The sequence below is a fragment of the Nocardia harenae NBRC 108248 genome (assembly GCF_001612885.1).
GTDB classification, from domain to species: Bacteria; Actinomycetota; Actinomycetes; order Mycobacteriales; family Mycobacteriaceae; genus Nocardia; species Nocardia harenae.
In genome coordinates this window covers 47,734-69,251 of record NZ_BDBH01000008.1, presented here as the reverse complement: position 1 = coordinate 69,251, position 21,518 = coordinate 47,734, and the positions used below count along the sequence as shown (strand labels likewise).

The following is a 21,518-nucleotide window of genomic DNA, read 5'->3' as shown; positions in this document are numbered from 1 at the left end:
GCAGGGCCCGCGCTCAGGCGCGATGGACACCGCATGAGCGCGTCAGGCCCGGAGGCGGCAGCGGAGCGAAACCACGCAGGGCTGCGTCCTTACACCGCCACGACCGGCCGCATCCTGCGGCAGCTGCGCAACGACCGCAGGACGATCGCCATGATCCTGGTGGTGCCCGCGGTGCTGATGACGCTGCTGTACTTCGTCTACCGGGACGTGCCGACGCCGCCGCAAGCGCAGTCGTCGCTCTTCGACCGGGTCGGGATCAGCATGCTCGGCATCCTGCCGTTCATCGTCATGTTCCTGATCACCGCCATCGCCATGCAGCGCGAGCGCAGCTCGGGCACGCTGGAGCGGCTGCTCACCACGCCGCTGCGCAAGCTCGACCTGCTCGGCGGCTACGGCACCGCCTTCTCGCTGGCCGCGGCGGCGCAGGCGGGGGTGGCCTGCCTGGTGGCGTTCGGGCTGCTCGGGCTGAACGCGGCGGGCAGCCCCGGCTGGGTGGTGCTGATCGCGGTGCTGGACGCGGTGCTCGGGGTCGCGCTCGGGTTGCTGGCCAGCGCCTTCGCGCGCACCGAGTTCCAGGCCGTGCAGTTCATGCCGGTGGTGGTGGCGCCGCAGATCTTCCTGTGCGGGCTGCTGGTTCCGCGCGGGCAGCTGCCCGGCTGGCTGGAGGCGGTGAGCAATATGATGCCGCTGAGCTACGCGGTGGACGCGCTGCAGGAGGTCGCGACGCATCCGGAGCCGACCGGGGCGATGTGGCGGGATCTGGCCGTTGTCGCCGCCTTCGCGGTGGTCGCGCTCGGGCTCGGCGCGGCGACACTGCGCCGCCGCACAGCGTGACGGCGGGCCGATCGGGGCGCCGCCCCGGCAGCTCGGGGGCGCGGGCGGCGATCCTGGAGGCGGCGAAGAAGCGGTTCAGCGAGCACGGGTTCGACCGGACCTCGATCCGGGCGGTGGCGGGCGACGCCGGGGTGGACCCGGCGCTGGTGCACCATTACTTCGGCAGCAAGCGGCAGCTCTTCGCCGCGGTGGTGGAGCTGCCGATCGACCCCGAGGTGGTCATGGAGGTCTTCGGCGCGGTGCCGCTGGACCAGCTCGGCGCCACCATGGTGCGCATACTGGTGACGCTCTGGGATTCCGAGCTGGGCAGCGCGGCGGTCGCGGTGCTGCGCACCCTGGTGGCGGGCACCGACCCGGGGCTGGCGCGCAGCTTCTTCGTCGAGGTGGCGCTGGAGCGGGTGCGGAGCCGGATCGCCACCGCGAGCGACGACGGCAGCGGGCGGGTCGCGCTGGTGGCCTCGCAGATGCTCGGCGTACTCGTCGCCAGGAAGGTGGTCGAGCTGGAGCCGCTTGCCTCCATGCCGGTGGAGGCGGTGGTGGCGGCCGTCGGGCCGACCGTGCAGCGCTACCTCACCGGCGAGCTGGGCTGAGCTCAGGCTCCGGCGGGGACCTCGGTGAAGGCGGCCGCCTCGGCCGCGCTCACCGGCAGCGCCTCGTCGATCAGCAGCACCGGGATGCCGCCGTCGATCGGGTAGGCGCGGGCCAGCCGCTCGTTGTAGAGCACGGTGCTGCCGTCGGCGGTGCGCACCAGCCGCAGCGGGCCCTTGTCCTCCGGGCAGGCCAGCAGGCTCAGCAGGGTCGGGTCGAGGGTGTACTGCTCCGGCATGGGCTCAACCTACCTCGGCCCGGCGGAACGAGATGTGCCGGTGCCCGAAGAAGCTCGCCACCGCGACCAGCGCCATGACCACGACGGTGGACGGGATCTCCGGCAGCGCGAACGCGTCGACCGCGAGCGAGAGCAGGACGACGTTCAGCAGCAGGCCGCCGGAGTTCACCGCCACGAAGCCGAGGAAGTCGCGCAGCACCCGGCCGCGCACCCGGAACACCAGGGTGCGGTGCAGGACGAAGGCGGTCGTTGTGCCCACGGCGTAGGCGAAGACCACCGAGACAGCGGCGGGCCAGGAGTCCGGCAGAACCCAGAGCCAGAAGAGGGTGAGCGCCATGCCGAAGACGGTGTTGAAGCCGCCGATCAGAGCGAAGCCGACCTCCTGGCGGCGCACCAGGCGCAGCAGGAGCCCCGGCTCGGGCTGCGCGTCGGCCGCGACCTCGACGGCGGCCGGGCCGCCGAGCGGGGCGACCGGGTGCGGTGCCGTCGGCGGCTCGCCGCGACCTGCCTCCGCTCCTATGGTCGCCTCGATGCCGCCGGTCCCGGCACCGGAACGCGCACCTGTCGCAGGTGACAGGGCGGCGTCGTCCGGGCGGGGCGGCGGGGCGGGGCTCACGGCGCGACGTCCGCCAGCGGCCGGTCCGCGTCGTCGGCGGGGGTCTCCGCGGGCTCCGGTTCGTCGCGGCGGCGGGAGCGGAGATACACCCACTGCAGGACGCCGAGTCCGGCGAGGCCGAGGACGGCGGTGCCGATGCCGATCTTCCAGCCCGGCGGGCGCCAGGTCAGCTCCAGCTCGGCGTTCTCGGTGCCCGCGGGGACGTCGATCGCGATGAAGGACCTGGCGACCGTGGTGATCGGAATGTCCCTCCCATTCAGCGTCGCGCGGTACCCGGGCCAGCCGAGCCGGGCGAAGGTCACCCTGCCGCCGCCGGGCGAGCTGACCCGGACCCGGCTGGTGGTGTCGGTCTCGCCGAGCGAGGTCGCGGTGACCCCCGCGCTGTTCGAGACCCGGCCGTTCACCGTGGAGATCAGCCCGCTCTCCCGCTCCAGCACCCAGATGTAGCGGGCATTGCCGGGGTAGTCGACCCACTTCCAGCCCTCGGGCGCGGGGTTGAGCCCGGCGTCGGGGAAGAGCGCCTTCTGCAATGTGACCCGGTCGACGTTCATCAGGTCGACCAGGGGGCGGCCGGTGCTCGGCTCGGGCGCGAACATGCGGCGGTAGGCATCCGGGCAGACGCTGCCGTCCCAGCGCATGCAGAGCAGCTCACCGAAGTAGAAGTGGCCGCTGGGGGTGTAGCCGTTGACGTAGTCCAGCTCGACCGCGCGGGCGTAGTTGCCGAAGACCAGCGAGCCGTAGGCGCCGTCCACGCTCTTGTCCTGCGGTTGCAGCAGGCCGCGGTCGCCGAGCTGCAGGGTGGTGCCGGGGAAGTCCGGGAAGGATTTCTGCGCGTCCGAGCGGTGCGCGGGCAGGTTCCACGCCATCGGCGTCGGCTGCGCGGCGTCCACCTGGAAGTAGGCGATGGGGAACATGGCGAGCAGCGTCAACGCGCCCGCGAAGGCGGTGCCGCGGGTGCGGCCCAGCCACACCACGCCCGCGCCGAGCGCCAGCAGCGCGACGGCGGCCAGCAGATGCCAGACCACCCGCGCCGGGTCAGCGGAGGACGAGCGCACCAGCAGCACGAGCACCAGCACGGCGGCGGCGATCGCGCGCGGCTTCCACTCGCGGACCGTGCCGAATCGGCCGATGAGCACGCAGACCAGCACCAAGAGCCCGATGGCGAGCATCGGCAGCACCCGGACCGGCCAGCGCAGCGGCCCCACCGAGCCGGGGCCCGCGGTCCACATCAGCATCATGACGGCGAAGAGCGCCACCGCGGTGAGCTCGCGCCAGGCGCCGCGCGCCTTGGTCCAGTCGATGAAGGCCAGCGCCGGGATCAGGAACCAGGCGATGTAGGTGACCGGCATCGGGTGCACGTAGCTCCACCACGAGGTGAAGGCGGGCAGCGCGCTCGGCAGGCTGGCGTTCAGCGACTCCGACCAGGGCACGGTGAGGAACTGGTCGTTGATGATCTGCGCGGTGCCGCGCCAGGTGACCTTGGCCGAGAGCATGCTCGGCAGGAAGGCGATCAGCCCGGCGAGCCCGGCGCAGGCGGCGACCGCGGTGAGCCGGGCGACCGGCTGCCGGCGCCGCTGGTACACCAGCTCCCCGACGGCGACCGCGACCAGCATGAGCACCGCCTCCACCGCCGGGAAGATGTACTGCGTGGTGATCGTCAGGTAGAGGAAGACGAAGACCGGGATCGGGCCGCCGATGCCGCGGGTGTAGCGCACCGCGGAGGCCCAGGCGTGCACCAGCCAGGCGGTGCCGGTGAGCGCCGTCATCCAGCTGGCCTGGTCGAAGAAGAGGAAGAAGCCGGAGAGCGGGAAGGCGACGCCCGCCACCGCCGACCACACCGGCCGCGCGCCGTAGACCAGCGCGATCCGGTAGACGCCGAGCGCGGCGATGATCGCGAAGACCAGCTTGACCACGGTGGCGTACACCGCGACGTTGTCGATCGAGGGCGCGATCAGGTCGATCAGCAGCTGCGGCGGGTTGAAGAGCCCCGCGTCGTCCATGGTGTTGTTCCCGGCCATCCACTGCTCGGGCACCATCACCGGGAAGACGCCGTCGCGCAGCGAACGGCCGAGCCCCACCCAGAGCGCGGTGTACTGCGATTCGGTGTCGTCGGTGTAGTAGTGCCTGGCATTGGCCAGCAGGACGGCGGCATAGCCCGCGATCACACCGAGGACGGTGACGAGGCCCCACCGGACCACATTCCGGCGGGAGTCCGGTACTGCACTGTCGGTCACGAGTTCCAGACCCTACCGTGCGCGCGCGGTACCGCCACCGCCCGAAGGGGCCGCGCACGGGCGCGGGGACCGTTACCGCACCGTGTTAGAGTTCCGGACGTCTCGGGTCCGCCTCCCCCGCCGGGAGTTGCCGGCACGCACCGTTGTCGAAAGTCGATCCAGCTGATGCCGATTCCCTCCGCTCGCTCCCCCCGTCCGGCCGATGTGACGCCGCACGGCGAGCTCGCCCGGCCGGGCGTCGACCGGCCGCACTCGATCTCCGTGGTCGTCCCGGTATACCGCGGCGAGGACACCATCGGGCCGCTGGTCGCGGAGCTGGACCGCCTCGCCGCGGCGGGCACCACCCCCGGCGGCGCGCTCTTCGTGGTCGACGAGGTGCTGCTGGTCCACGATCACGGCCCGGACCGCTCGGACGTGGTGCTGCAGGAGCTGGAGCGGCGCTACCCGCAGGTGCGCCCGATCTGGCTGAGCCGCAACTACGGGCAGGACGCCGCCACCATCGCCGGGATGGCCGCCGCCCGCGGCGACTGGATCGTCACCATGGACGAGGACGGCCAGCACGACCCCGGCTGCATCGCCGCCTTCCTGGACGCGGCGCTCGGCGAGCGCGCCGACCTGGTTTACTCCAAGCCCAGCAACACCCGCCCGCACGGCTTCCTGCGCAACCTGACCTCGCGCGGCGCCAAGCTGGTGCTCGCCACGCTCTTCGCCTTCCCGGACTCCACCCGCTTCGAGAGCTTCCGGCTGATCCGCGGCGATATCGGCCGCAGCCTGGCCGACGTCGCCTCCAACGGCGCCTACCTGGACGTCGCGCTCAGCTGGGTGGTTGGCCGGGTGGCGCAGGTGCCGGTGCTGCTGCGCGCGGAGGGCCGCGAGGACTCCGGCTACAACTACCGCAGGCTCTTCTCGCTGTTCTGGAAGATGGTGCTGTGCAGCGGAACCCGCGGGCTGCGGCTGGTCAGCCTGCTGGGGGTGACGCTGGCGCTGGCCGGGCTGGTGGTCGCGGGGGTCGTGGTCTGGGAGGCCATGCGGACCGAGGACTGGGCGCCGGAGGGCTGGGCCTCGATGATCGTGGTGGTGCTGCTGTGTTCCGGGGCGACGCTCTTCTCGCTCGGGCTGATCGCCGAGTACCTCGGGGTCGCGCTGCACATCCTGGTCGGCAAACCGCTGTACCTGACCGTCCGCTCGCCCATCCCGCGCGTCGACCAGCAGCGCGCCGGGGACACCATCACCACCAGGGAGGTCGAGCGGGTTGAGCACTGAGCGCATCCTCTTCAGCCGCCCGCACCGCGCGCAGCGCGAACTCGCCAATCTGGAGGCGGTGCTCGGCTCCGACCACAGCCACGGCGACGGACCCTTCACCGCGGCGGCCACCGCCAAGCTGAAGGCGATCACCGAGGCGCCGCACGCGCTGCTCACCACCTCCTGCACCTCGGCGCTGGAGATGGCCGGGCTGCTGCTCGAGCTCGGCCCGGACGACGAGGTGATCGTCCCCAGCTTCGCCTTCACCTCCACCGCGACCTCGATGGCGCTGCGTGGGGCCACCTGCGTCTTCGCCGATATCGATCCGGAGACCGGCAACCTCGATCCGGCCGCGGTGGCGCGGGCGGTGACCCCGCGCACCAAGGCCGTTGTGGTGATCCACTACGGCGGCGTCGCGGCGGACATGGCGGGGCTGCTCGAGCTCGCGGCCGCGCACGGCTTCGCGGTGGTCGAGGACAATGCGCACGGCCTCGGCGGGCGCTGGCGCGGCAGGCCGCTCGGCACCCTCGGTACGCTCGGCACGCTGAGCTTCCACGACACCAAGAACGTGCACTGCGGCGAGGGCGGCGCGCTGCTGCTCTCCGACGAGATCCTGATGGCGCGGGCGGAGATCATCCGGGAGAAGGGCACCGACCGGGCCCGGTTCCTGCGCGGCGCGGTGGACAAGTACTCCTGGCAGGACATCGGCTCCAGCTACCTGCCGAGCGAGCTGAACGCCGCCGTGCTCGACGCCCAGCTGGACGAGTTCGACCTGATCCAGACCGGCAGGCACCGGGTGTGGCACGCCTACGCCACCGCGCTGCCCGCGTGGGCGCGGCGCAATGACGTCCGGCTCATGACGGTCCCCGCGGATCGCGAGCACACCGCGCACCTCTACTACCTGCGCGTCCCCTCCGAGCAGCGGCGCGACGACCTGATCAGGCACCTCGCCGGGCTCGGCGTCTCGGCGCCGTTCCACTACGTGCCGCTGGACTCCAGCCCGGCCGGGCTCAAGCTCGGCCGCACGCCGGTGCCGTGCGCACGCAGCGCGGAGTTCTCCGCGACGGTGCTGCGGCTGCCGCTCTGGCCGGATCTCACCGATGACCAGGTCGAGCGGGTCATCGACGCGGTGACGGCGTTCACCGTCTGATCGGTGCCGCGCGAGCCGTCGCGCAGCCGGGCCGGATTCAGGGGGGCCGACAACTCCGGCCCGGGGGCGGTGTTGTCGCCGCCCGGTCCGGCGGGGCCGTTACGGCTCGAGGACGTAGAGCTTCTCCCGGCCGCCCGCGATGAGCGTCTCCTTGACGACCCGGTCCGCGTAGCGGGCGAGCAGCGCGTCCAGCGTCTCCTCGGTGTAGCGGTGCGCCTGGGCGCCGTCGCCGGCGTCGGTGTAGCGCTTGCCGAGCGCGGCCAGCACCTTGTTGTCGCTGCTCGCCATGTTGCGCACCGGCTCGGCGAGCACCACCCGATCGCGGGCGGCAGCCAGCATGCGGTCGAGCACCGGGGAGGCGTCCGGGAGGAAGTGGTACAGGCTGGCGTGCATGAGCACCACGTCGGCGGCGGGCAGCGCGGCGCCGTCGCCCAGGTTCCAGACGTCGGCCCGGCCCCCGGCCTTGCGCACGTCGGCGACGAAGCGCTCGTTCAGGTCGAGGCCGTGGTAATCCACCTCGCGGTCGCGCAGGTACCGGGTATAGAGGGTGGACGGCCCGCAGCACAGGTCGAGCACCGAGGCGCCGTGCGGGATCTCCGCCGCGACGGCGCGGAACCGGTCCGGGTAGTGCCGCCCGTACAGGGCGCGCATCAGAACGCCGTAGACCATGCCGTTGCGGTAGATGAGGCTGGTGCTCACGGGCCCCGACTATGCCATCCCCCGCGCGAATCGCCCACGCCGGGTTTCGCGTTGGGCTCGGGCGACGAGGCCGGACGGTCGCACGGGGGACGACCGCGCGCCCACGCCGCGGTCAGCCGGGCAGCCGGTCCGCTTCGGCTTCGGTCAGCACCTCGTAGCTCTCCGCCTCCCGGTCGTAGTACCAGGTGTCCGGCCCCGGCTTCGGCGGCATGGTCTCCCGGACCGCCCTGGTCGAGGGCCGGAAGGTGGCGCTGCGCGGGATCTCCGGGACCACGTGCACGATGTCGGGGCGCTGGTCCGGGTCGAGCGCGCGCAGCGCCTCGGTGACGTCCTTCGGCTCCAGGTGGTGCCCGGCGCGCACGCTCACCGCGGCCACCGCGAGGCAGTGCCCGCCGTCCGGCAGGCCGTAGGCGACCTCCATGTCCACCGCGCCGATATCGTTGAGCACGTCCACGATCGGCTGCGAGTACACCGGGCCGCACTTGCCGAGGATCACCGTGTCGCGGCGGTCCATGAGCCAGTAGTCGCCGTCGGAATCCCGGCGGAACAGGTTCTCGGTCGGCATCCAGGAGTCGCCGCGCGCGAAGACCCCGCGCAGCCCGCCGGTGGAGAGGTCGACGCTGTCCGCGGCCTTGCCGATGAGCAGCCCGACCTCGTTGTCCGCGCAGCGCCGCGCGTAGCCGTCGGCGTCGACCAGCACCTCCTCCGCGACGGGGTCGTAGGCCACCAGCTCCACCCGCGCGGTGCCCGGCACCGGCCTGCCCTTGCTGCCGTGCTTCACGCCGCTGACATTGGCCAGCACCACCTCGCCCTCGATGGAGGCGTAGAACTCCAGCACCCGGGCCGGCTCGAACTGCTCCACCGTGCGCCGCCACAGCCCGGCGGGCATGCCGGAGCCGATGAAGAGCCGGATCGGGTGCCGGTGCCCGGCCGGGAAGACCTCGGCGTCCAGGATGTCGCGCATCATGGTCCAGGTGTAGGTGACCACCGTGACGCCGTAGCGGTGCACCTCCTCGCCGAAGCGGTGCGGATCGAGCGAGCGGGCCAGCGCGATCCGGCTGCCGCCCGCGATGGCGCCGCCCAGGCTGACCAGCAGCCCGGACGAGTGATGCAGCGGGGCGAGACAGTACACGGTGTCCCTGCGGTCCAGGTCGGCCGAGGTGGCGGTGCCGAAGGCGGAGAGCGCCCAGCGGTGGTTGGTGATGTACTTCGTCTCCAGCCGGTCGCCGGTGCCGATCACCAGCACGAAGGCCAGCTCGCGGGCGAGCCCCGGGTCCGGCGTGTACCAGCCGGGCAGCGGGACCGCGGCCGGGTCGATCTGCTCCAGATCGGTGACATCGCTGCCGGCCGGGATCTCCAGCTCGCGCTCCGCGCCGCCGCCGAGCACCAGCACCCTGGCCCCGGTGGCGGCGGCCTGACGCAGGTTCTCCGGGTCGCTCACCACCGTGCGCACCCCGGTCACCTCGAGCGCCCGCTTCAGCTCGCTGCCCGGCGCGAGCAACACCGCGACCGCGCCGAGCCGGGAGAGCGCGGCGACGGTGGCCAGCGCGCTCGGCCTGGTCTCCATGATCACGCCGACCCGGTTCGCCGGGCGCACGCCCGCCGCGATCAGCCCGCGGACCACATTGTCGATCCTGGCGTTCACCGCCTCGTTGGTGTGCACCCGGTCGTCGAAGAGGAAGAGATCGCGGTTCGGCGCCCGGCTCGCCTGCTCGGCGAGCAGCCGGCCCAGCGAGATCCTGGTGTGCGGCTGGATGGTGCCCAGCCGGGTGAGCCGGGGCAGCGCCCGCGCGGCCTCGCCGACCAGCTCCACCGAGCCCTTCATCGCCCCGGAGGCCAGGTTCTCCAGCGCCTTGCCGAGCCCGGTGCCCGCCTCCACCAGCGAGCCGGCGGTGTGGATGGCGCGGGCCGCCGCCGAGCGCGGGGCGCTCGGCACCACGTACTCCGACATCGGGGTGATCTCCGGCGGCAGCGTGTGCTCGCGGTCCAGCCAGTCGACCCACTGCCGCACCAGCGGCCAGGTGCGGTTGCTCGCCGTCGAGCCCGCGACCAGGCCGAAATGCCCGGCCAGCAGCGTCGCCTCGTACACCTCGGCGTGCGGAGCGGCGCGCACGATGCCGCGCACCGCGCCGGGCTGGCCGATGTCGTCGACCTCGCCGACGAAGGCAAGGATCGGGCAGCGGATCTCGGCCAGCGAGACCGGGTGGTCGCGGATCACGAAGCCGCCGGACATCATGCGGTTGTGCGCCACGAACTGCTTGAGCAGGTCGGCCGCGGCGGGTCCGGCGTAGCCCACCCAGCCCTCGCTGTTCAGGAAGCGGCGCTGCCGCTCCTTGGGCAGCAGCGCCTCCCGGTCGTGCAGCTGGCGCAGGAAGTCGAGCCGCGACTTGGCGGTCTTCACCGGGTCCAGCAGCTGGAAGCCGATGCGGACCATGGAGTCGGTGATCGGCAGCCGGTTCAGCACGTGGTCGGCGACGAAGTCGGCGGCCTCGGAGACGATGCCGTAGGGCAGCCCGAACGGCATGCCGTTCACGATGTCGACCGGGCTGCCGAAGGTCACGATGCTCTCGACGCCCTTGCCGTAGCGGTAGGCGGTGGTCTGGTAGGCGAACATGCCGCCCTGCGAATACCCCATCAGGTGCACGTCGCTACCGGTCGCCTCGGTGACGGTGTCGATGGCGCTGCTGATCGCCAGGATGTGGTCGGCGAGGTCGCGCTGCCAGCCGCCCTCCTCGGTGGCCGGCGAGCCGAAGTCGACCACCCAGCAGTCCACGCCGCCGCGGTGCAGGATGCCGACCGCGCCGTCCTCGGCGTTCACGTCCCAGATATCGGCGTTGACCATGAGCGGCGGCACCAGCAGCGCCACCGGGCGGCCCTCGGCGACCTCGTCCGGGAAGTAGTGCCGGAGCCGGTACATGCGTCTGCGCTCGACCACCTCGAACGGCGACGACTCCACGTCGTGCGTCAGCCCGCCGAAGCGGATCACCTCGAGCCCGTTCTGTGCCGTCGCCATCAGACGCTGCACCGAACCGGCTATTCCCTGCACACCGAAATTCACGATCGCTCCTGGCCGTACCTCACCGTGACCGCTCTCACACGCATCCGACGTGCCCCGTCGAGCTTCGCACATCGCGTCCCCATTATGTCCGGGCCTGACGACGCCGCTGCTCAGGTGCGGCCGGGCTGTGACCCGCGTTCGCCGATAGGCTGGAGAAATGACCGACACCGCCCAGCAGCCGGCGACCGATCGCGAGACCCTGCCCGTCGAGCTCGTCGACGAGTCCGGCCGCGCCGTCGGCGCCTGCCCCGTGCTGGAGGCGCACCAGCAGCCCGGGCGGCGGCACCGCGCCTTCTCGGTGGTGCTCTTCGATGCCGACGGCCGGGTGCTGCTGCAGCGCAGGGCCGCGGTCAAGACCAGGTTCCCGCTGCTCTGGGCCAATGCCTGCTGCGGGCACCCGGCGCCGGGCGAGCCGGTGGTCGCCGCCGCGACGGTCCGGCTGATCGAGGAGCTCGGGCTGACCACCGGGCTCACCGAGCGCGGGGTCTACAGCTACCGCGCCGACGACGAGCGCACCGGACGGGTCGAGCACGAGTGGGACCACGTGCTCACCGGAACCCTGGCACACGAGGTGCCGCGCCCCGACCCCGCCGAGGTGGCGGAGGTCAGGTGGGTCGCCCCCGACATCCTGCGCGCTGAGCTGCGCGAACACCCCGGTGACTTCACCCCCTGGCTGGCCGGCGTCCTCGACGTCGCGCTCGGCTGATCTCCGCGCCCTGCTTTCAGGGCGTTGCGGCGCTACTCATATAGTGAGCTGCGCATATCGCGGTAGCGACAATCGGATAGCTCCGCGAAAGTCTTGGTGAACTCACAGCATGACCTCAGGCCGAGGCCAGCAGCCTCGGCCAGAGTGGACCTCGAACGGCGATCTTCCCTGATCGCACCGCAGGCAACCGGGAGGTTTTCGATGGTCGAGCTGGAGCTGGACGAGTCGACGGTAACGCTGAACGTGCTCGGCGGACACCGCATCCTGGCGCTGCGCGGGCAGCTCATCCTGGACGTCGCCGATATCGAGACCATCACCGCCGCCGAGGTGGACCTGCGCCCGCCGTGGGTGCGCGCGCCGGGCACCTTCTTCCCCGGCGTGATCGCCGCGGGCACCTACCGGGGCAAGGGCCGCAAGGAGTTCTGGGACACCACCTTCACCGGCCGCGCCATCCGGATCGACCTCGCCGGCGGCGAGTACACCCGGCTCGTGGTCGACGTAGCCGACCCCGAGGCCGAGCTGGACAAGCTGACCGCCGCCGTGGCGGCCTGAAGACTCGCCCGTCGCGGAGACGGGCCCGCGGGATACCGGCCGGGTAGCGCACATCGCGCGCGCCCGGCCGGCGTCGTCTCCGCTACCGGCTGTAGCGCAGCATGGTGCGCACCATCCGGCAGGTGGCGTCCGACGGCGGCCGGATGCCGACCTGCTCGGCGGTGCGCCGGATCTTCTCGTTGCTCGCCTGGGTCGGCAGGTAGGTGCCGGAGTCGAGCAGCGCGATCGCCAGCCGCATGGCCTTGAGCCTGCGGTTGTGCGTGATGTACCAGTGCCGCGGCCTGCCCGCGGGCAGCGGGCGCCGGGCCAGCGGCGCGTACGGCGTGAGTGGTTCCGGCGCGGGCCGCCGGTAGCGGTGGCTCGCGCTGCGGAGTTCGGTGACGCTTCCGATGCGGGCGGTGGCGGATTCGGTCACGGGGCCCTCCCATCCCTGACGGCGTCGAACGCACGGACTCGCGTTCGAACACACTGTCGATTCTACCGGGGGGGTCCGACAAGAAACAGGGCCTGACGCCGGGTTCGCGACCGGGCCGCGGTGCCGACGCGCTTCGATGCCGCAGCCGTTCGCCCGCCGGTTGGCGGATCGAGCCGCAGCCGCGCGGTGCCCGCCGGTCGGCCGCGCCGCGATTCAGCCGCGCAGCCGCGCGACCTCCGCCTTGACCTCGGCGAGCTGGTCGGCGACCCGCACCCCGGCGGTGCCGCCCCTGGCATCGCGGGAGGCGATGGACCCCGCCACCGTGAGCACCTCCCGCACCGCGGGCGTGAGCGCCGGATCGACCGCCGCGAACTCCGCATCGGTGAGCTCGTCCAGCCCGGCCCCGCGCGCCTCGGCCGCCCGCACGCACCCACCGGCCGCCTCGTGCGCGACCCGGAACGGAACCCCCTGCCGCACCAGCCATTCCGCGATGTCGGTGGCCAGCGTGAACCCGGCCGGGGCCAGCGCGGCCAGCCGCTCCGGGTGGAAGGTGAGCGTGCCGACCAGCCCCGCGATGGCGGGCAGCAGCAGCTCCAGCTGCGCCACCGAGTCGAAGAGCGGCTCCTTGTCCTCCTGCAGGTCCCGGTTGTAGGCCAGCGGCTGCGCCTTGAGCGTGGCGAGCAGCCCGGTGAGGTTGCCGATCAGCCGGCCCGCCTTGCCGCGGGTGAGCTCGGAGACGTCCGGGTTCTTCTTCTGCGGCATGATCGACGACCCGGTGGACCAGGCGTCGGCCAGCGTGATGTAGCCGAACTCCGGCGTGCTCCAGACGACGATCTCCTCCGCCATCCGGCTCAGGTCGACGCCGATCATGGCGAGCACGAAGGCCGCCTCCGCCGCGAAGTCGCGGGCCGAGGTGGCGTCGATGGAGTTCGCCGCCGCCGCGCGGAAGCCGAGGTCGGCCGCGATCGCCTCCGGATCCAGCCCGAGCGAGGAACCGGCCAGCGCGCCGGAGCCGTAGGGCGAGATCGCCGCCCGCTTGTCGAAGTCGCGCAGCCGGTCGATATCCCGGAGCAGCGGGTGCGCGTGCGCGAGCAGGTGGTGCGCGAGCAGCACCGGCTGCGCCGCCTGCAGGTGCGTCTTGCCCGGCATCACCACGTCCGGGTGCGCCTCGGCCTGCGCCACCAGCGCCTCGACCACGTCCAGCAGCCCCGCCTCGACCCGGCGGGCGGCGTCCCGCAGCCACATTCGGAACAGCGTCGCCACCTGGTCGTTCCGCGAACGCCCAGCCCGAAGCCGACCACCCAGCTCCGGCCCGACCCGCTCGATCAGCCCGCGCTCCAGCGCCCCGTGCACGTCCTCGTCGGACTCCGCCGGGCCGAACGCACCGGAGGCCACCTCGGCGTCGAGCCCGTCCAGCCCTCCCAGCATGGCCTCGAGGTCCGGTGCGGAGAGCAGCCCGGCCTTGTGCAGCACCCGGGCGTGTGCCTTCGACGCCCGGATGTCGTACGGCGCGAGCGCCCAGTCGAAGTGCGTGGACTTGCTGAGCGCGGCCATGGCCGCGGCCGGACCGTCGGCGAACCGGCCACCCCAGAGCGCGCCGGTATTGGTGCCGCCGCTCACTTCTGGTTCAGGTCGCGCCGCGCGGCGACCTTCGAGGAGAGGCCGTGGATCTGCACGAAGCCCTTGGCCAGCGACTGGTCGAAGGTGTCGCCCTCGTCGTAGGTGGCCAGGTTGAAGTCGTACAGCGACTGCTCGCTGCGCCTGCCGTTGACCACCACGTTGCCGCCGTGCAGCACCATCCGGATGTCGCCGGAGACGTGCTCCTGGGTCTCCGCGACGAAGGCGTCCAGCGCGCGCTTGAGCGGCGAGAACCACAGGCCGTCGTAGACCAGCTCACTCCACCGCTGCTCCACCTGCCGCTTGTACCGCCCCAGCTCCCGCTCCACGGTGACCGCCTCGAGCTCCTGGTGCGCCGTGATCAGCGCGATCGCGCCCGGCGCCTCGTAGATCTCCCGGCTCTTGATGCCGACCAGCCGATCCTCGACCATGTCCAGCCGACCGACGCCCTGCCGCCCCGCCCGCTTGTTCAGCTCGACGATGGCCTCCAGCACCGACACCTGCCGCCCGTCGATGGCCACCGGAACACCCTTGTCGAAGGTGACGATGAGCTCATCCGGCGCCTCGAAGTTGACCGTCGGGTCGGCGGTGTAGTCGTAGACGTCCTTGGTCGGCGCGTTCCACAGGTCCTCCAGGAACCCGGTCTCGACCGCGCGCCCCCACACGTTCTGGTCGATGGAGAACGGCGACTTCTTGGTGACGCTGATCGGCAGCGCGTTCTCCTCGGCGAAGGCGATCGCCTTCTCCCTGGTCCAGGCGTAGTCGCGGACAGGGGCGATGACGTTCAGATCCGGCGCCAGCGCCCCGATCCCCACCTCGAACCGCACCTGGTCGTTGCCCTTGCCGGTGCAGCCGTGCGCGACCGTCGACGCCCCGTGGAACTTCGCCGCCTCCACCAGGTGCTTCACGATCAGCGGCCGGCTGATCGCCGACACCAGCGGGTACTTCCCCTGGTACATGGCGTTCGCCTGCACGGTGGGCAGGCAGTACTCGTTCGCGAACTCGTCCCGCGCGTCCACCACGATCGCCTCGACCGCGCCGCAATCCAGCGCGCGCTGGCGCACCACGTTCATGTCCTCGCCGCCCTGGCCCAGGTCGATGGCGACAGCGACGACCTCGGCGCCGGTCTCCTTGCCGATCCAGCTGATGGCGACGGAGGTGTCCAAGCCACCGGAGTAGGCGAGTACGACGCGATCCGACATGGTGTGTGTGCTCCTAGGTTTCTGTGGGGTCTGCCCTCTGCAAATGATTATGCACGAGTCTGCAAAGCCATTCATCGGCGGGGGTGGGGTGTTCGGGGAAGAGTACTGCGGGAGGTTGCTCCGCAGCGATGAGCCGCAGCTCCCGAACAGCGACTGATTCGCTATTCACGTCAGTTTTTGAAGCGAATAGCGGATACTATCGCTTCATGGCACATCGCCGGTACATCTGGGAGACCACCGACTGGCCGCAGTTCACCTACGATGCCGCGCTGCTCGCGAAACCGACCGCAGCCGTCGCGCTCGCACAGGGGCGCCTCCACGGCCGGCTCATGCACGCCGACGGCGACACCCAGGAACGCACCGGACTGGAGGCCCTCACCGCCGACGTCGTGCAGTCGAGCGCCATCGAAGGCGAGCTGCTCGATGCGGCATCGGTCCGATCGTCCATCGCCCGCAGACTCGGCGTGGATGTCGGAGCGGCGGCACCGACCGACCGCAGAGTCGACGGCGTCGTGGAAATGATCCTCGACGCGACCCGCCACCACGATCGCCCCATGACCAGGGAGCGTCTGTTCGGCTGGCACGCAGGCCTTTTCCCCACGGGCTACTCCGGCATATCACGGATCACCGTCGGCGCCTGGCGCACCGACGAGACCGGGCCGATGGAGGTGATCTCCGGCCCGTACGGCAGGCAGCGTGTCCATTTCGAAGCCCCGCCCGCCTCCCGCCTCGACGACGATATGCACCAGTTCTTGACCTGGCTCGACGCGGAAACACCCGAACCCCCGGTGCTCAAGGCCGGCCTGGCACACCTGTGGTTCGTGACGATTCACCCATTCGACGACGGGAACGGCAGGATCGCCCGTGCAATAGGCGATCTCGCGCTGGCCCGATCCGAGCACAGCCCCCGCCGCTTCTACAGCCTGTCCGCGCAGATCCAACGCGACCGCAAGAACTACTACACCATCCTCGAACGCACGCAACGAGGCGACCTGGACGTCACAGGTTGGCTGCTCTGGTTCCTCGACGCACTGCACCAGTCGATCAGCAGCGCCGACGGCATCATCGACGCGGCGCTCGCGAGAGCGCACTTCTGGCGGGCCTGGCACACGGCAGCGATGAACCCCCGTCAGATCGAGATGCTCAACCGCATCCTCGATGGTTTCGACGGCAAACTGACCACCCGGAAATGGGCGATCATCACGAAAACCTCCCAAGCGTCCGCCCTCCGCGACATCAACGAACTCGTCGACCTCGGCGTGCTACGACGCTCCGATTCGAACGGACGAAGTACGTCGTACGAGCTGAACATCATCGAGGGAAACACCGCGCCGGGGCGCGACACGCCGTAGACAGAACTGTGCTCCCGACCGCGGTCGGGGCAGTGCCGGAACTACTCGAAGTAGTCTTCGTCGACCTCGACGACGGTGGATCTGTCGAGTCTGAACCGCGACGCCGCCGAGCACCGACTGATCCAGAAAGGCCGGGTCCTGACCGCGCAGCCGTGCGAGCAGGTCTGTCGCGACCTCGGCGTGCAGGCGTTCGACGCCGTGCTCGATCTGCTCGAGCGGGTCGACGCCCTCGTCGGTTTCCTCGGTGGCGATGGCAGGCGCGACGTTCGACGAGTTCGGGCGCGAGGGGTGTAGTCGCGGTATTCGGGCAGCGCTTTCAGGGGCTTCTCGGTGATCCCGGCCGGATGAGCCGCGAGCAGCGCTGTGCGCTGGTCACGCTTGCGCCAGATCTGACCGTCCGACAGAACGTCGAGCACCGGGGTGAGGAAGCCTGACCGCTGACACCGGCTCGGGGGTGATCACAGCGTCCCTTCCCGGCGGGAGGCGACACGGCCACGGTGGCGCCTCGCACCGGGGTGGTCGATCACGGCGACCCCTCTGGCCGAGGATCGCGGGCGAGCGCTCGGATCTCCGACACCCGCCGATCCGATGGCCCGTACTTCGCTTCGAGCTGGGTCCGCAGCCGCCGGAGCCGTTCGCGCGCTTCCCCGGTGTCCCCGAGGTGCAGCAGACACTCGGCGAGCCTGCGCTGACAGGAGGCGACCTGCTCGTCGTAGGGGCCGCGCTCAGCGGTGAGGTCGTCGATGAGCGCGCGGTACAGCGGGGCCGCCTCGGCGTACTCGCCGGACTCGAAGCGGAGCCCGGCGAGCTGGACCCTGGCGTCGACCACGTCGGCGTCGCGGGCGCCGAGCAGCGGGACGGCCGCGCGCACGGCGGTCTGCAAATGCCGAACGGCGGGGTGGTAGCGGGATTCGTCTGCCAGATGCCTGGCCTTCTCGACGGCGCGGTGCAGATCACCGCGGCTCACGTCGTCGGTCAGCACCGGTTTCCCCATGGTCGGAGCGAACTCCGCCGGTGCGGAACCGAGGAGCTGCTCTGCCGCGACGACACGGGCCGGAGCAGTCACCGCCGCGGCGTACAGCCGGGCGGGGCTGTCAGCGTCGTCGACGAGTTCGGCGAGCCCGGCGGCGTGCCGCAGCAGCACGGCGTGCACGACGGCGGCGCCCGCGGGCCTGGCCTCCGGCTTCTTCTCCAGCATGCACATGAGCACGCCCGCGAGGTCGGCAGGGATGCCGGGGCACGCGGCGCGGATGTCGGGCGGCGCGGCGGAGACCTGCTCGGTCCACACGCTGAACGCGTTGGTACCCGCGAACACCCGCTCCCCGGTGAGCAGTTCGTGCAGGATGAGGCCGAGCGCGTACAGGTCGGTCTGCGGTGTGATCTCCTGCGATTCGATCTGCTCCGGGGCCATGAAGGCGGGCGTCCCGATGGTCTGCCCGGTCGAGGTGTAGCGGCTGCGGTCGGCGTCCGGGACGACCGCGAGCCCGAAATCGAGGACCTTGACGGTGCCGTTGTCGCACAGCATGAGGTTCGACGGCTTGAGGTCGCGGTGGTAGATCCGGTGCCGGTGGGTGGCGGCCAGCACCGCAGCCACCTGCGCGCCGAGCGCCGCGACGACCCCGATGGGCAGGCGCCGGTACCGGGCGAGCAGGTCCTCCAGCGTCACTCCGTCCACGAACTCCATCACCAGGTACGGCCGGTGCGGCTCGGTGTCGGTGATGCCCGCGTCGTGGATGGTGGGAGTGCCGGGGTGGCTGACGGTGGCCATGAGCTCGGCCTCACGCAGGAAGCGCCGGGTCCACTCGCTGTCGGTTTCGAGGTCGATATGGGTCAGTTTGACCGCGACCCGCCGCTTGAGATTCCGGTCGAAACCCTCGAAGACCTGCCCCATGCCGCCTGCCCCGACCTGCCGGATGAGGTCGTAACGTCCCCCGACGACAATCACGGCCACCCCCTGTCGCACCGGCGCTCCGCACGGCCACGCCACCGCACCACGGTATCGGACCGTCCGCGCTCGGGGCCGCCGGAAGCAGAGCACCTGAGCGAATCCGCTTCGCCCGGAAACACCACCCCGATGCCGAACGGTACTAAGTTGAACCGTTCCGACCACCAGAGACCAGGAGCCGCCTCGATGACCTCCGCGCCCCCGCGCCCCGACCTCACCGTCGCCCCCGGCTCGATCGTGGTGGTCCGCGACGAGGAATGGCTGGTGACCTCGGCGGAGCAGGGCTCGGACGGCTGGCTGCTGCGGGTGCGCGGCCTCTCCGAACTGGTCGCCGACACCACCGCCACCTTCTACTCCAGCCTGGACGACATCCAGGTCCAGGACCCGGCCGCCGCCGAGATCGTCCCGGACGGCTCCTCCGGCTACCGCGACGCCCGGCTCTGGCTGGAGGCGCTGCTGCGCAAGACCCCGTTCCCCTACGGCGACCAGACGCTCACCGTCGCCACCCGCATGCTCGCCGATTCCCTCGGCTACCAGCGCGCGGCTGTCGCGAAGGCGCTCGACCCGCGGCTGATCCGCCCGCGCATCCTGCTCGCGGACGCCGTCGGCCTCGGCAAGACGCTCGAAATCGGCATGATCCTCGCCGAACTGGTGCGCCGCGGCCGCGGCGAGCGCATCCTCATCGTCACCCCCCGGCACGTGCTGGAGCAGATGCAGCACGAGCTGTGGTGCCGGTTCGCGCTGCCGTTCGTGCGGCTGGATTCGGCGGGCATCCAGAAGGTGCGCCAGAAGCTGCCCGCCACCCGCAACCCGTTCACCTTCTACAAGCGCGCCATCATCTCCATCGACACCCTGAAGAGCCCCCGTTACAAGGCGCACCTGGAACGCCACCACTGGGACGCCGTCGTCATCGACGAATCGCACAACCTCACCAACGCCGGCACCCAGAACAACGAGCTCGCCCGCGTCCTCGCCCCGAACACCGAGGCCCTGATCCTGGCCTCGGCGACCCCGCACAACGGCCGCGAGGAGTCCTTCGCCGAGCTGCTGCGTCTGCTCGACCCGACCGCCGTCGCCCCCGACGGCTCGTTCCAGCGCACCGACATCCAGCCGCTGCTGATCCGTCGGCACCGGCATCACGACGAGGTGGCCGCCGAGGTCGGCAGCGACTGGGCCGAGCGCGCCGAACCGGTGCACCGCCTGGTCCGCCCGTCCGGCGCGGAAGACGCGGTGGCGCGGGAACTCTCGCAGGTCTGGCTGCACCCCGAGTCCGGCCGCTCGCCGTACTCCGGCGAGACCAAGTCGCTGTTCCCGTGGACGCTGGCCAAGGCGTTCCTCTCCTCCCCCGCCGCGCTGCGCGAGTCCATCGACCAGCGCCGCGCCAAGCTCGACCCGCGAAACCCCGAGCAGCGCGCCGAGCTGGACGCGCTCACCACGCTCACCGACCTCAACGACAAGGCCTGCACCGAGGGCGCGGGCAAACAGGCCGCGCTGGTCGAGCGGCTGAAGGAGATCGGCGTCGGCCCGCGCAGCGACACCCGCGCGGTCGTCTTCGCCGAGCGCATCGCCACCCTGCGCTGGCTCACCGAGCAGCTGCCGCGCGCCCTCGGCACCAAGCCGGAGAGCGTGGTCATGCTGCATGGCGGCCTCTCCGACGTGGAGCAGCAGGAGATCGTCGACAGCTTCAAGCTGGAGACCTCACCGATCCGGGTCCTGGTGACCGGCGACGTCGCCTCCGAGGGCGTGAACCTGCACGCCCAGTGCCACCACCTCATCCACTACGACATCCCCTGGTCGCTCATCCGCATCGAGCAGCGCAACGGCCGCATCGACCGCTACGGCCAGCGCCGCCCCCCGGTCATCTCCTCGCTCGTCCTGGAACCCTCCGACCCCGACTTCTCCGGCGACCTGCGGGTGCTCTCCCGCCTGCTGGAGAAGGAGAACGAGGCGCACACCGCGCTCGGCGACGTCGCCTCGCTCATGGGCAAACACAGTGTGAGCGAGGAGGAGTCGGCCATCCGCGACGTGCTGGCCCGCAAACGCGACCTGGACGACGAGGTCCGCACCGTCGACGAGGTACGCGCGGGCGACGACCTCGATGCCCTCTTCGCCGAACTCGACCAGCTCGCCGAGGCCACCCCCGAACTACCCGAACTCCCCCGCCAGAGCCTCTACCCCGACGACCTCACCTTCCTCGACGAGGCCCTGCGCGCCGCCTTCGACGACGTCCCGCACGCCGCCCCCACCGCGGGCGGCGTCGGCTGGACCGTGCACGCCAACCACGGCATCGCCGAACTCGTCCCGCCCCGCGACCTGCGCCAGCGCCTGGCCCAGCTCCCGCAGAACTATTTGCAGCACGGCCGCGTCCTGGAACGCCTCAAGCTCGCCACCACCCCGCAGGTCGGCGACGCCCAGCTGCGCGCGGCCAAGCAGGGCAAGGGCGTCGACAACACCACCTGGCCGGAGGCGCACTACCTCGGACCACTGCACCCCGTGCTCGACTGGGCGGGCGACCGCGCACTCGGCGCGCTCGGCCGCAACCAGGTCTTCGCCATCCGCGGCGCCCTCGAATACCCGACGGTCCTGCTCATGGGCACGCTCATGAACCGCCGCGGCCAGCTCGTCTCCCGGGTCTTCGCCACCGCCGTCTTCCCGATGCCGGACAATCCCGCCTTCTCGATGGTCGAAACCCACCAGGATCTCGACTTCCTGCTCACCGACACCGGCCTGAAACCCGGCACCGCCAACCCCGGCCCGCTCGCCGCCGCCGACGCCCTGCGCCCCCTCATCCCGCGCGCCGTCGACCAGGCCGCGCAGGCGATGAAGCTGATCCTGGACAAGCAGGAGGAGTCCGCCACCGAACGCTTGGAGCACTGGCGCGCCCGCGCGAACCGCTGGTACGGCGCCGCCGAACAGCTCGAGCTGATCGGCACCCGGAAATCGAAGGTGGACAGGCTGTCTCGCCGCATCGCCGAGGAGCAGCGCCTCGCCGAATCCCTCGCCCCCACCCAGCAGCTGGTGCGCCCGCTGCTCGTGATCGTCCCGGAAAAGGATCAGTGACCGTGCCTTC

At 71.4% G+C, this 21,518-nt stretch carries 18 protein-coding genes; 9 read left to right on the top strand and 9 right to left on the bottom strand.

The annotated features are described in order from the left end of the window. Nucleotides 1–33: 33 nt before the first annotated feature. Complete coding sequence (locus NH2_RS19335) at nucleotides 34–834, top strand: ABC transporter permease (RefSeq protein ID WP_067656078.1); 801 nt, start codon at nucleotides 34–36, stop codon at nucleotides 832–834. After that, the gene (locus NH2_RS19330; RefSeq protein ID WP_067656075.1) at nucleotides 831–1,424 is read left to right on the top strand and encodes a TetR/AcrR family transcriptional regulator; all 594 of its coding nucleotides are present in this window, start codon (nucleotides 831–833) and stop codon (nucleotides 1,422–1,424) included. The genes NH2_RS19335 and NH2_RS19330 overlap by 4 nt, the downstream gene beginning before the upstream one ends. Before the next feature lie 2 nt (nucleotides 1,425–1,426). Here the strand turns inward: NH2_RS19330 and NH2_RS19325 are convergent, their stop codons facing one another. Genes NH2_RS19325 through NH2_RS19315 form a run of 3 tightly spaced genes read right to left on the bottom strand, consistent with a single transcriptional unit; the run spans nucleotide 1,427 to nucleotide 4,441 of the window. Next, the gene (locus tag NH2_RS19325) at nucleotides 1,427–1,660 is read right to left on the bottom strand and encodes a Trm112 family protein (RefSeq protein WP_067656072.1); all 234 of its coding nucleotides are present in this window, start codon (nucleotides 1,658–1,660) and stop codon (nucleotides 1,427–1,429) included. A gap of 4 nt (nucleotides 1,661–1,664) precedes the next feature. Continuing rightward, nucleotides 1,665–2,276, bottom strand: a complete 612-nt coding sequence (locus tag NH2_RS19320) for a GtrA family protein (protein ID WP_245650659.1) — start codon at nucleotides 2,274–2,276, stop codon at nucleotides 1,665–1,667. Beyond that, nucleotides 2,273–4,441, bottom strand: coding sequence for a hypothetical protein (locus tag NH2_RS19315; RefSeq protein WP_439951765.1), 2,169 nt, complete (start codon nucleotides 4,439–4,441; stop codon nucleotides 2,273–2,275). Before NH2_RS19315 ends, NH2_RS19320 begins: the two co-directional genes overlap by 4 nt. A gap of 234 nt (nucleotides 4,442–4,675) precedes the next feature. Here NH2_RS19315 and NH2_RS19310 point away from each other — a divergent pair, with 234 nt between their 5' ends. Continuing rightward, nucleotides 4,676–5,773, top strand: coding sequence for a glycosyltransferase (locus NH2_RS19310; RefSeq protein ID WP_084505695.1), 1,098 nt, complete (start codon nucleotides 4,676–4,678; stop codon nucleotides 5,771–5,773). After that, on the top strand, nucleotides 5,763–6,902 hold the full coding sequence (gene rffA, locus NH2_RS19305) for a dTDP-4-amino-4,6-dideoxygalactose transaminase (RefSeq protein WP_067656063.1): 1,140 nt from the start codon (nucleotides 5,763–5,765) through the stop codon (nucleotides 6,900–6,902). Before NH2_RS19310 ends, rffA begins: the two co-directional genes overlap by 11 nt. A 99-nt stretch (nucleotides 6,903–7,001) precedes the next feature. Here rffA and NH2_RS19300 read toward each other — a convergent pair whose 3' ends face one another. Together NH2_RS19300 and NH2_RS19295 are read right to left on the bottom strand one after the other, a co-directional pair. Beyond that, on the bottom strand, nucleotides 7,002–7,601 hold the full coding sequence (locus tag NH2_RS19300) for a class I SAM-dependent methyltransferase (RefSeq protein WP_067656060.1): 600 nt from the start codon (nucleotides 7,599–7,601) through the stop codon (nucleotides 7,002–7,004). 112 nt (nucleotides 7,602–7,713) lie between these two features. Then, entirely contained in the window at nucleotides 7,714–10,614 is a 2,901-nt protein-coding gene (locus NH2_RS19295) for an AMP-binding protein (protein ID WP_067656057.1), read from the bottom strand. A gap of 202 nt (nucleotides 10,615–10,816) precedes the next feature. Here NH2_RS19295 and idi point away from each other — a divergent pair, with 202 nt between their 5' ends. Further along, on the top strand, nucleotides 10,817–11,365 hold the full coding sequence (gene idi / locus NH2_RS19290) for an isopentenyl-diphosphate Delta-isomerase (protein ID WP_067656055.1): 549 nt from the start codon (nucleotides 10,817–10,819) through the stop codon (nucleotides 11,363–11,365). 201 nt (nucleotides 11,366–11,566) lie between these two features. Beyond that, complete coding sequence (locus tag NH2_RS19285; protein WP_067656053.1) at nucleotides 11,567–11,917, top strand: hypothetical protein; 351 nt, start codon at nucleotides 11,567–11,569, stop codon at nucleotides 11,915–11,917. Between the two features lie 82 nt (nucleotides 11,918–11,999). On the opposite strand, the gene NH2_RS19280 is transcribed toward NH2_RS19285, so the two are convergent. From NH2_RS19280 to NH2_RS19270, 3 genes are all read right to left on the bottom strand, one after another. Beyond that, entirely contained in the window at nucleotides 12,000–12,332 is a 333-nt protein-coding gene (locus NH2_RS19280) for a hypothetical protein (RefSeq protein WP_245650658.1), read from the bottom strand. A gap of 213 nt (nucleotides 12,333–12,545) precedes the next feature. After that, the gene (gene argH / locus NH2_RS19275; RefSeq protein ID WP_067656050.1) at nucleotides 12,546–13,952 is read right to left on the bottom strand and encodes an argininosuccinate lyase; all 1,407 of its coding nucleotides are present in this window, start codon (nucleotides 13,950–13,952) and stop codon (nucleotides 12,546–12,548) included. Continuing rightward, complete coding sequence (locus tag NH2_RS19270) at nucleotides 13,949–15,151, bottom strand: argininosuccinate synthase (protein WP_067656047.1); 1,203 nt, start codon at nucleotides 15,149–15,151, stop codon at nucleotides 13,949–13,951. The genes argH and NH2_RS19270 overlap by 4 nt, the downstream gene beginning before the upstream one ends. 206 nt (nucleotides 15,152–15,357) lie before the next feature. Here NH2_RS19270 and NH2_RS19265 point away from each other — a divergent pair, with 206 nt between their 5' ends. Then, complete coding sequence (locus NH2_RS19265) at nucleotides 15,358–16,503, top strand: Fic family protein (protein WP_067656044.1); 1,146 nt, start codon at nucleotides 15,358–15,360, stop codon at nucleotides 16,501–16,503. 75 nt (nucleotides 16,504–16,578) lie between these two features. Next, nucleotides 16,579–16,797, top strand: a complete 219-nt coding sequence (locus tag NH2_RS28920) for a hypothetical protein (RefSeq protein ID WP_067656041.1) — start codon at nucleotides 16,579–16,581, stop codon at nucleotides 16,795–16,797. Nucleotides 16,798–17,026: 229 nt separating this feature from the next. On the opposite strand, the gene NH2_RS19255 is transcribed toward NH2_RS28920, so the two are convergent. After that, complete coding sequence (locus tag NH2_RS19255) at nucleotides 17,027–18,466, bottom strand: serine/threonine-protein kinase (RefSeq protein ID WP_245650657.1); 1,440 nt, start codon at nucleotides 18,464–18,466, stop codon at nucleotides 17,027–17,029. Nucleotides 18,467–18,634: 168 nt separating this feature from the next. On the opposite strand from NH2_RS19255, the gene NH2_RS19250 reads away from it, so the two are divergent. Further along, on the top strand, nucleotides 18,635–21,508 hold the full coding sequence (locus NH2_RS19250; RefSeq protein WP_067656035.1) for a helicase-related protein: 2,874 nt from the start codon (nucleotides 18,635–18,637) through the stop codon (nucleotides 21,506–21,508). Nucleotides 21,509–21,518 lie beyond the last annotated feature (10 nt).

What these genes read in the sequence shown, in the direction of transcription:
- NH2_RS19335 (WP_067656078.1), top strand. Translation starts at nt 34, where the DNA reads ATGAGCGCGTCAGGCCCGGAGGCGGCAGCGGAGCGAAACCACGCAGGG.
- NH2_RS19325 (WP_067656072.1), bottom strand. Translation starts at nt 1,660, where the DNA reads ATGCCGGAGCAGTACACCCTCGACCCGACCCTGCTGAGCCTGCTGGCC.
- NH2_RS19310 (WP_084505695.1), top strand. Translation starts at nt 4,676, where the DNA reads ATGCCGATTCCCTCCGCTCGCTCCCCCCGTCCGGCCGATGTGACGCCG.
- NH2_RS19295 (WP_067656057.1), bottom strand. Translation starts at nt 10,614, where the DNA reads ATGGCGACGGCACAGAACGGGCTCGAGGTGATCCGCTTCGGCGGGCTG.
- idi (WP_067656055.1), top strand. Translation starts at nt 10,817, where the DNA reads ATGACCGACACCGCCCAGCAGCCGGCGACCGATCGCGAGACCCTGCCC.
- NH2_RS19285 (WP_067656053.1), top strand. Translation starts at nt 11,567, where the DNA reads ATGGTCGAGCTGGAGCTGGACGAGTCGACGGTAACGCTGAACGTGCTC.
- NH2_RS19270 (WP_067656047.1), bottom strand. Translation starts at nt 15,151, where the DNA reads ATGTCGGATCGCGTCGTACTCGCCTACTCCGGTGGCTTGGACACCTCC.
- NH2_RS19265 (WP_067656044.1), top strand. Translation starts at nt 15,358, where the DNA reads ATGGCACATCGCCGGTACATCTGGGAGACCACCGACTGGCCGCAGTTC.
- NH2_RS19250 (WP_067656035.1), top strand. Translation starts at nt 18,635, where the DNA reads ATGACCTCCGCGCCCCCGCGCCCCGACCTCACCGTCGCCCCCGGCTCG.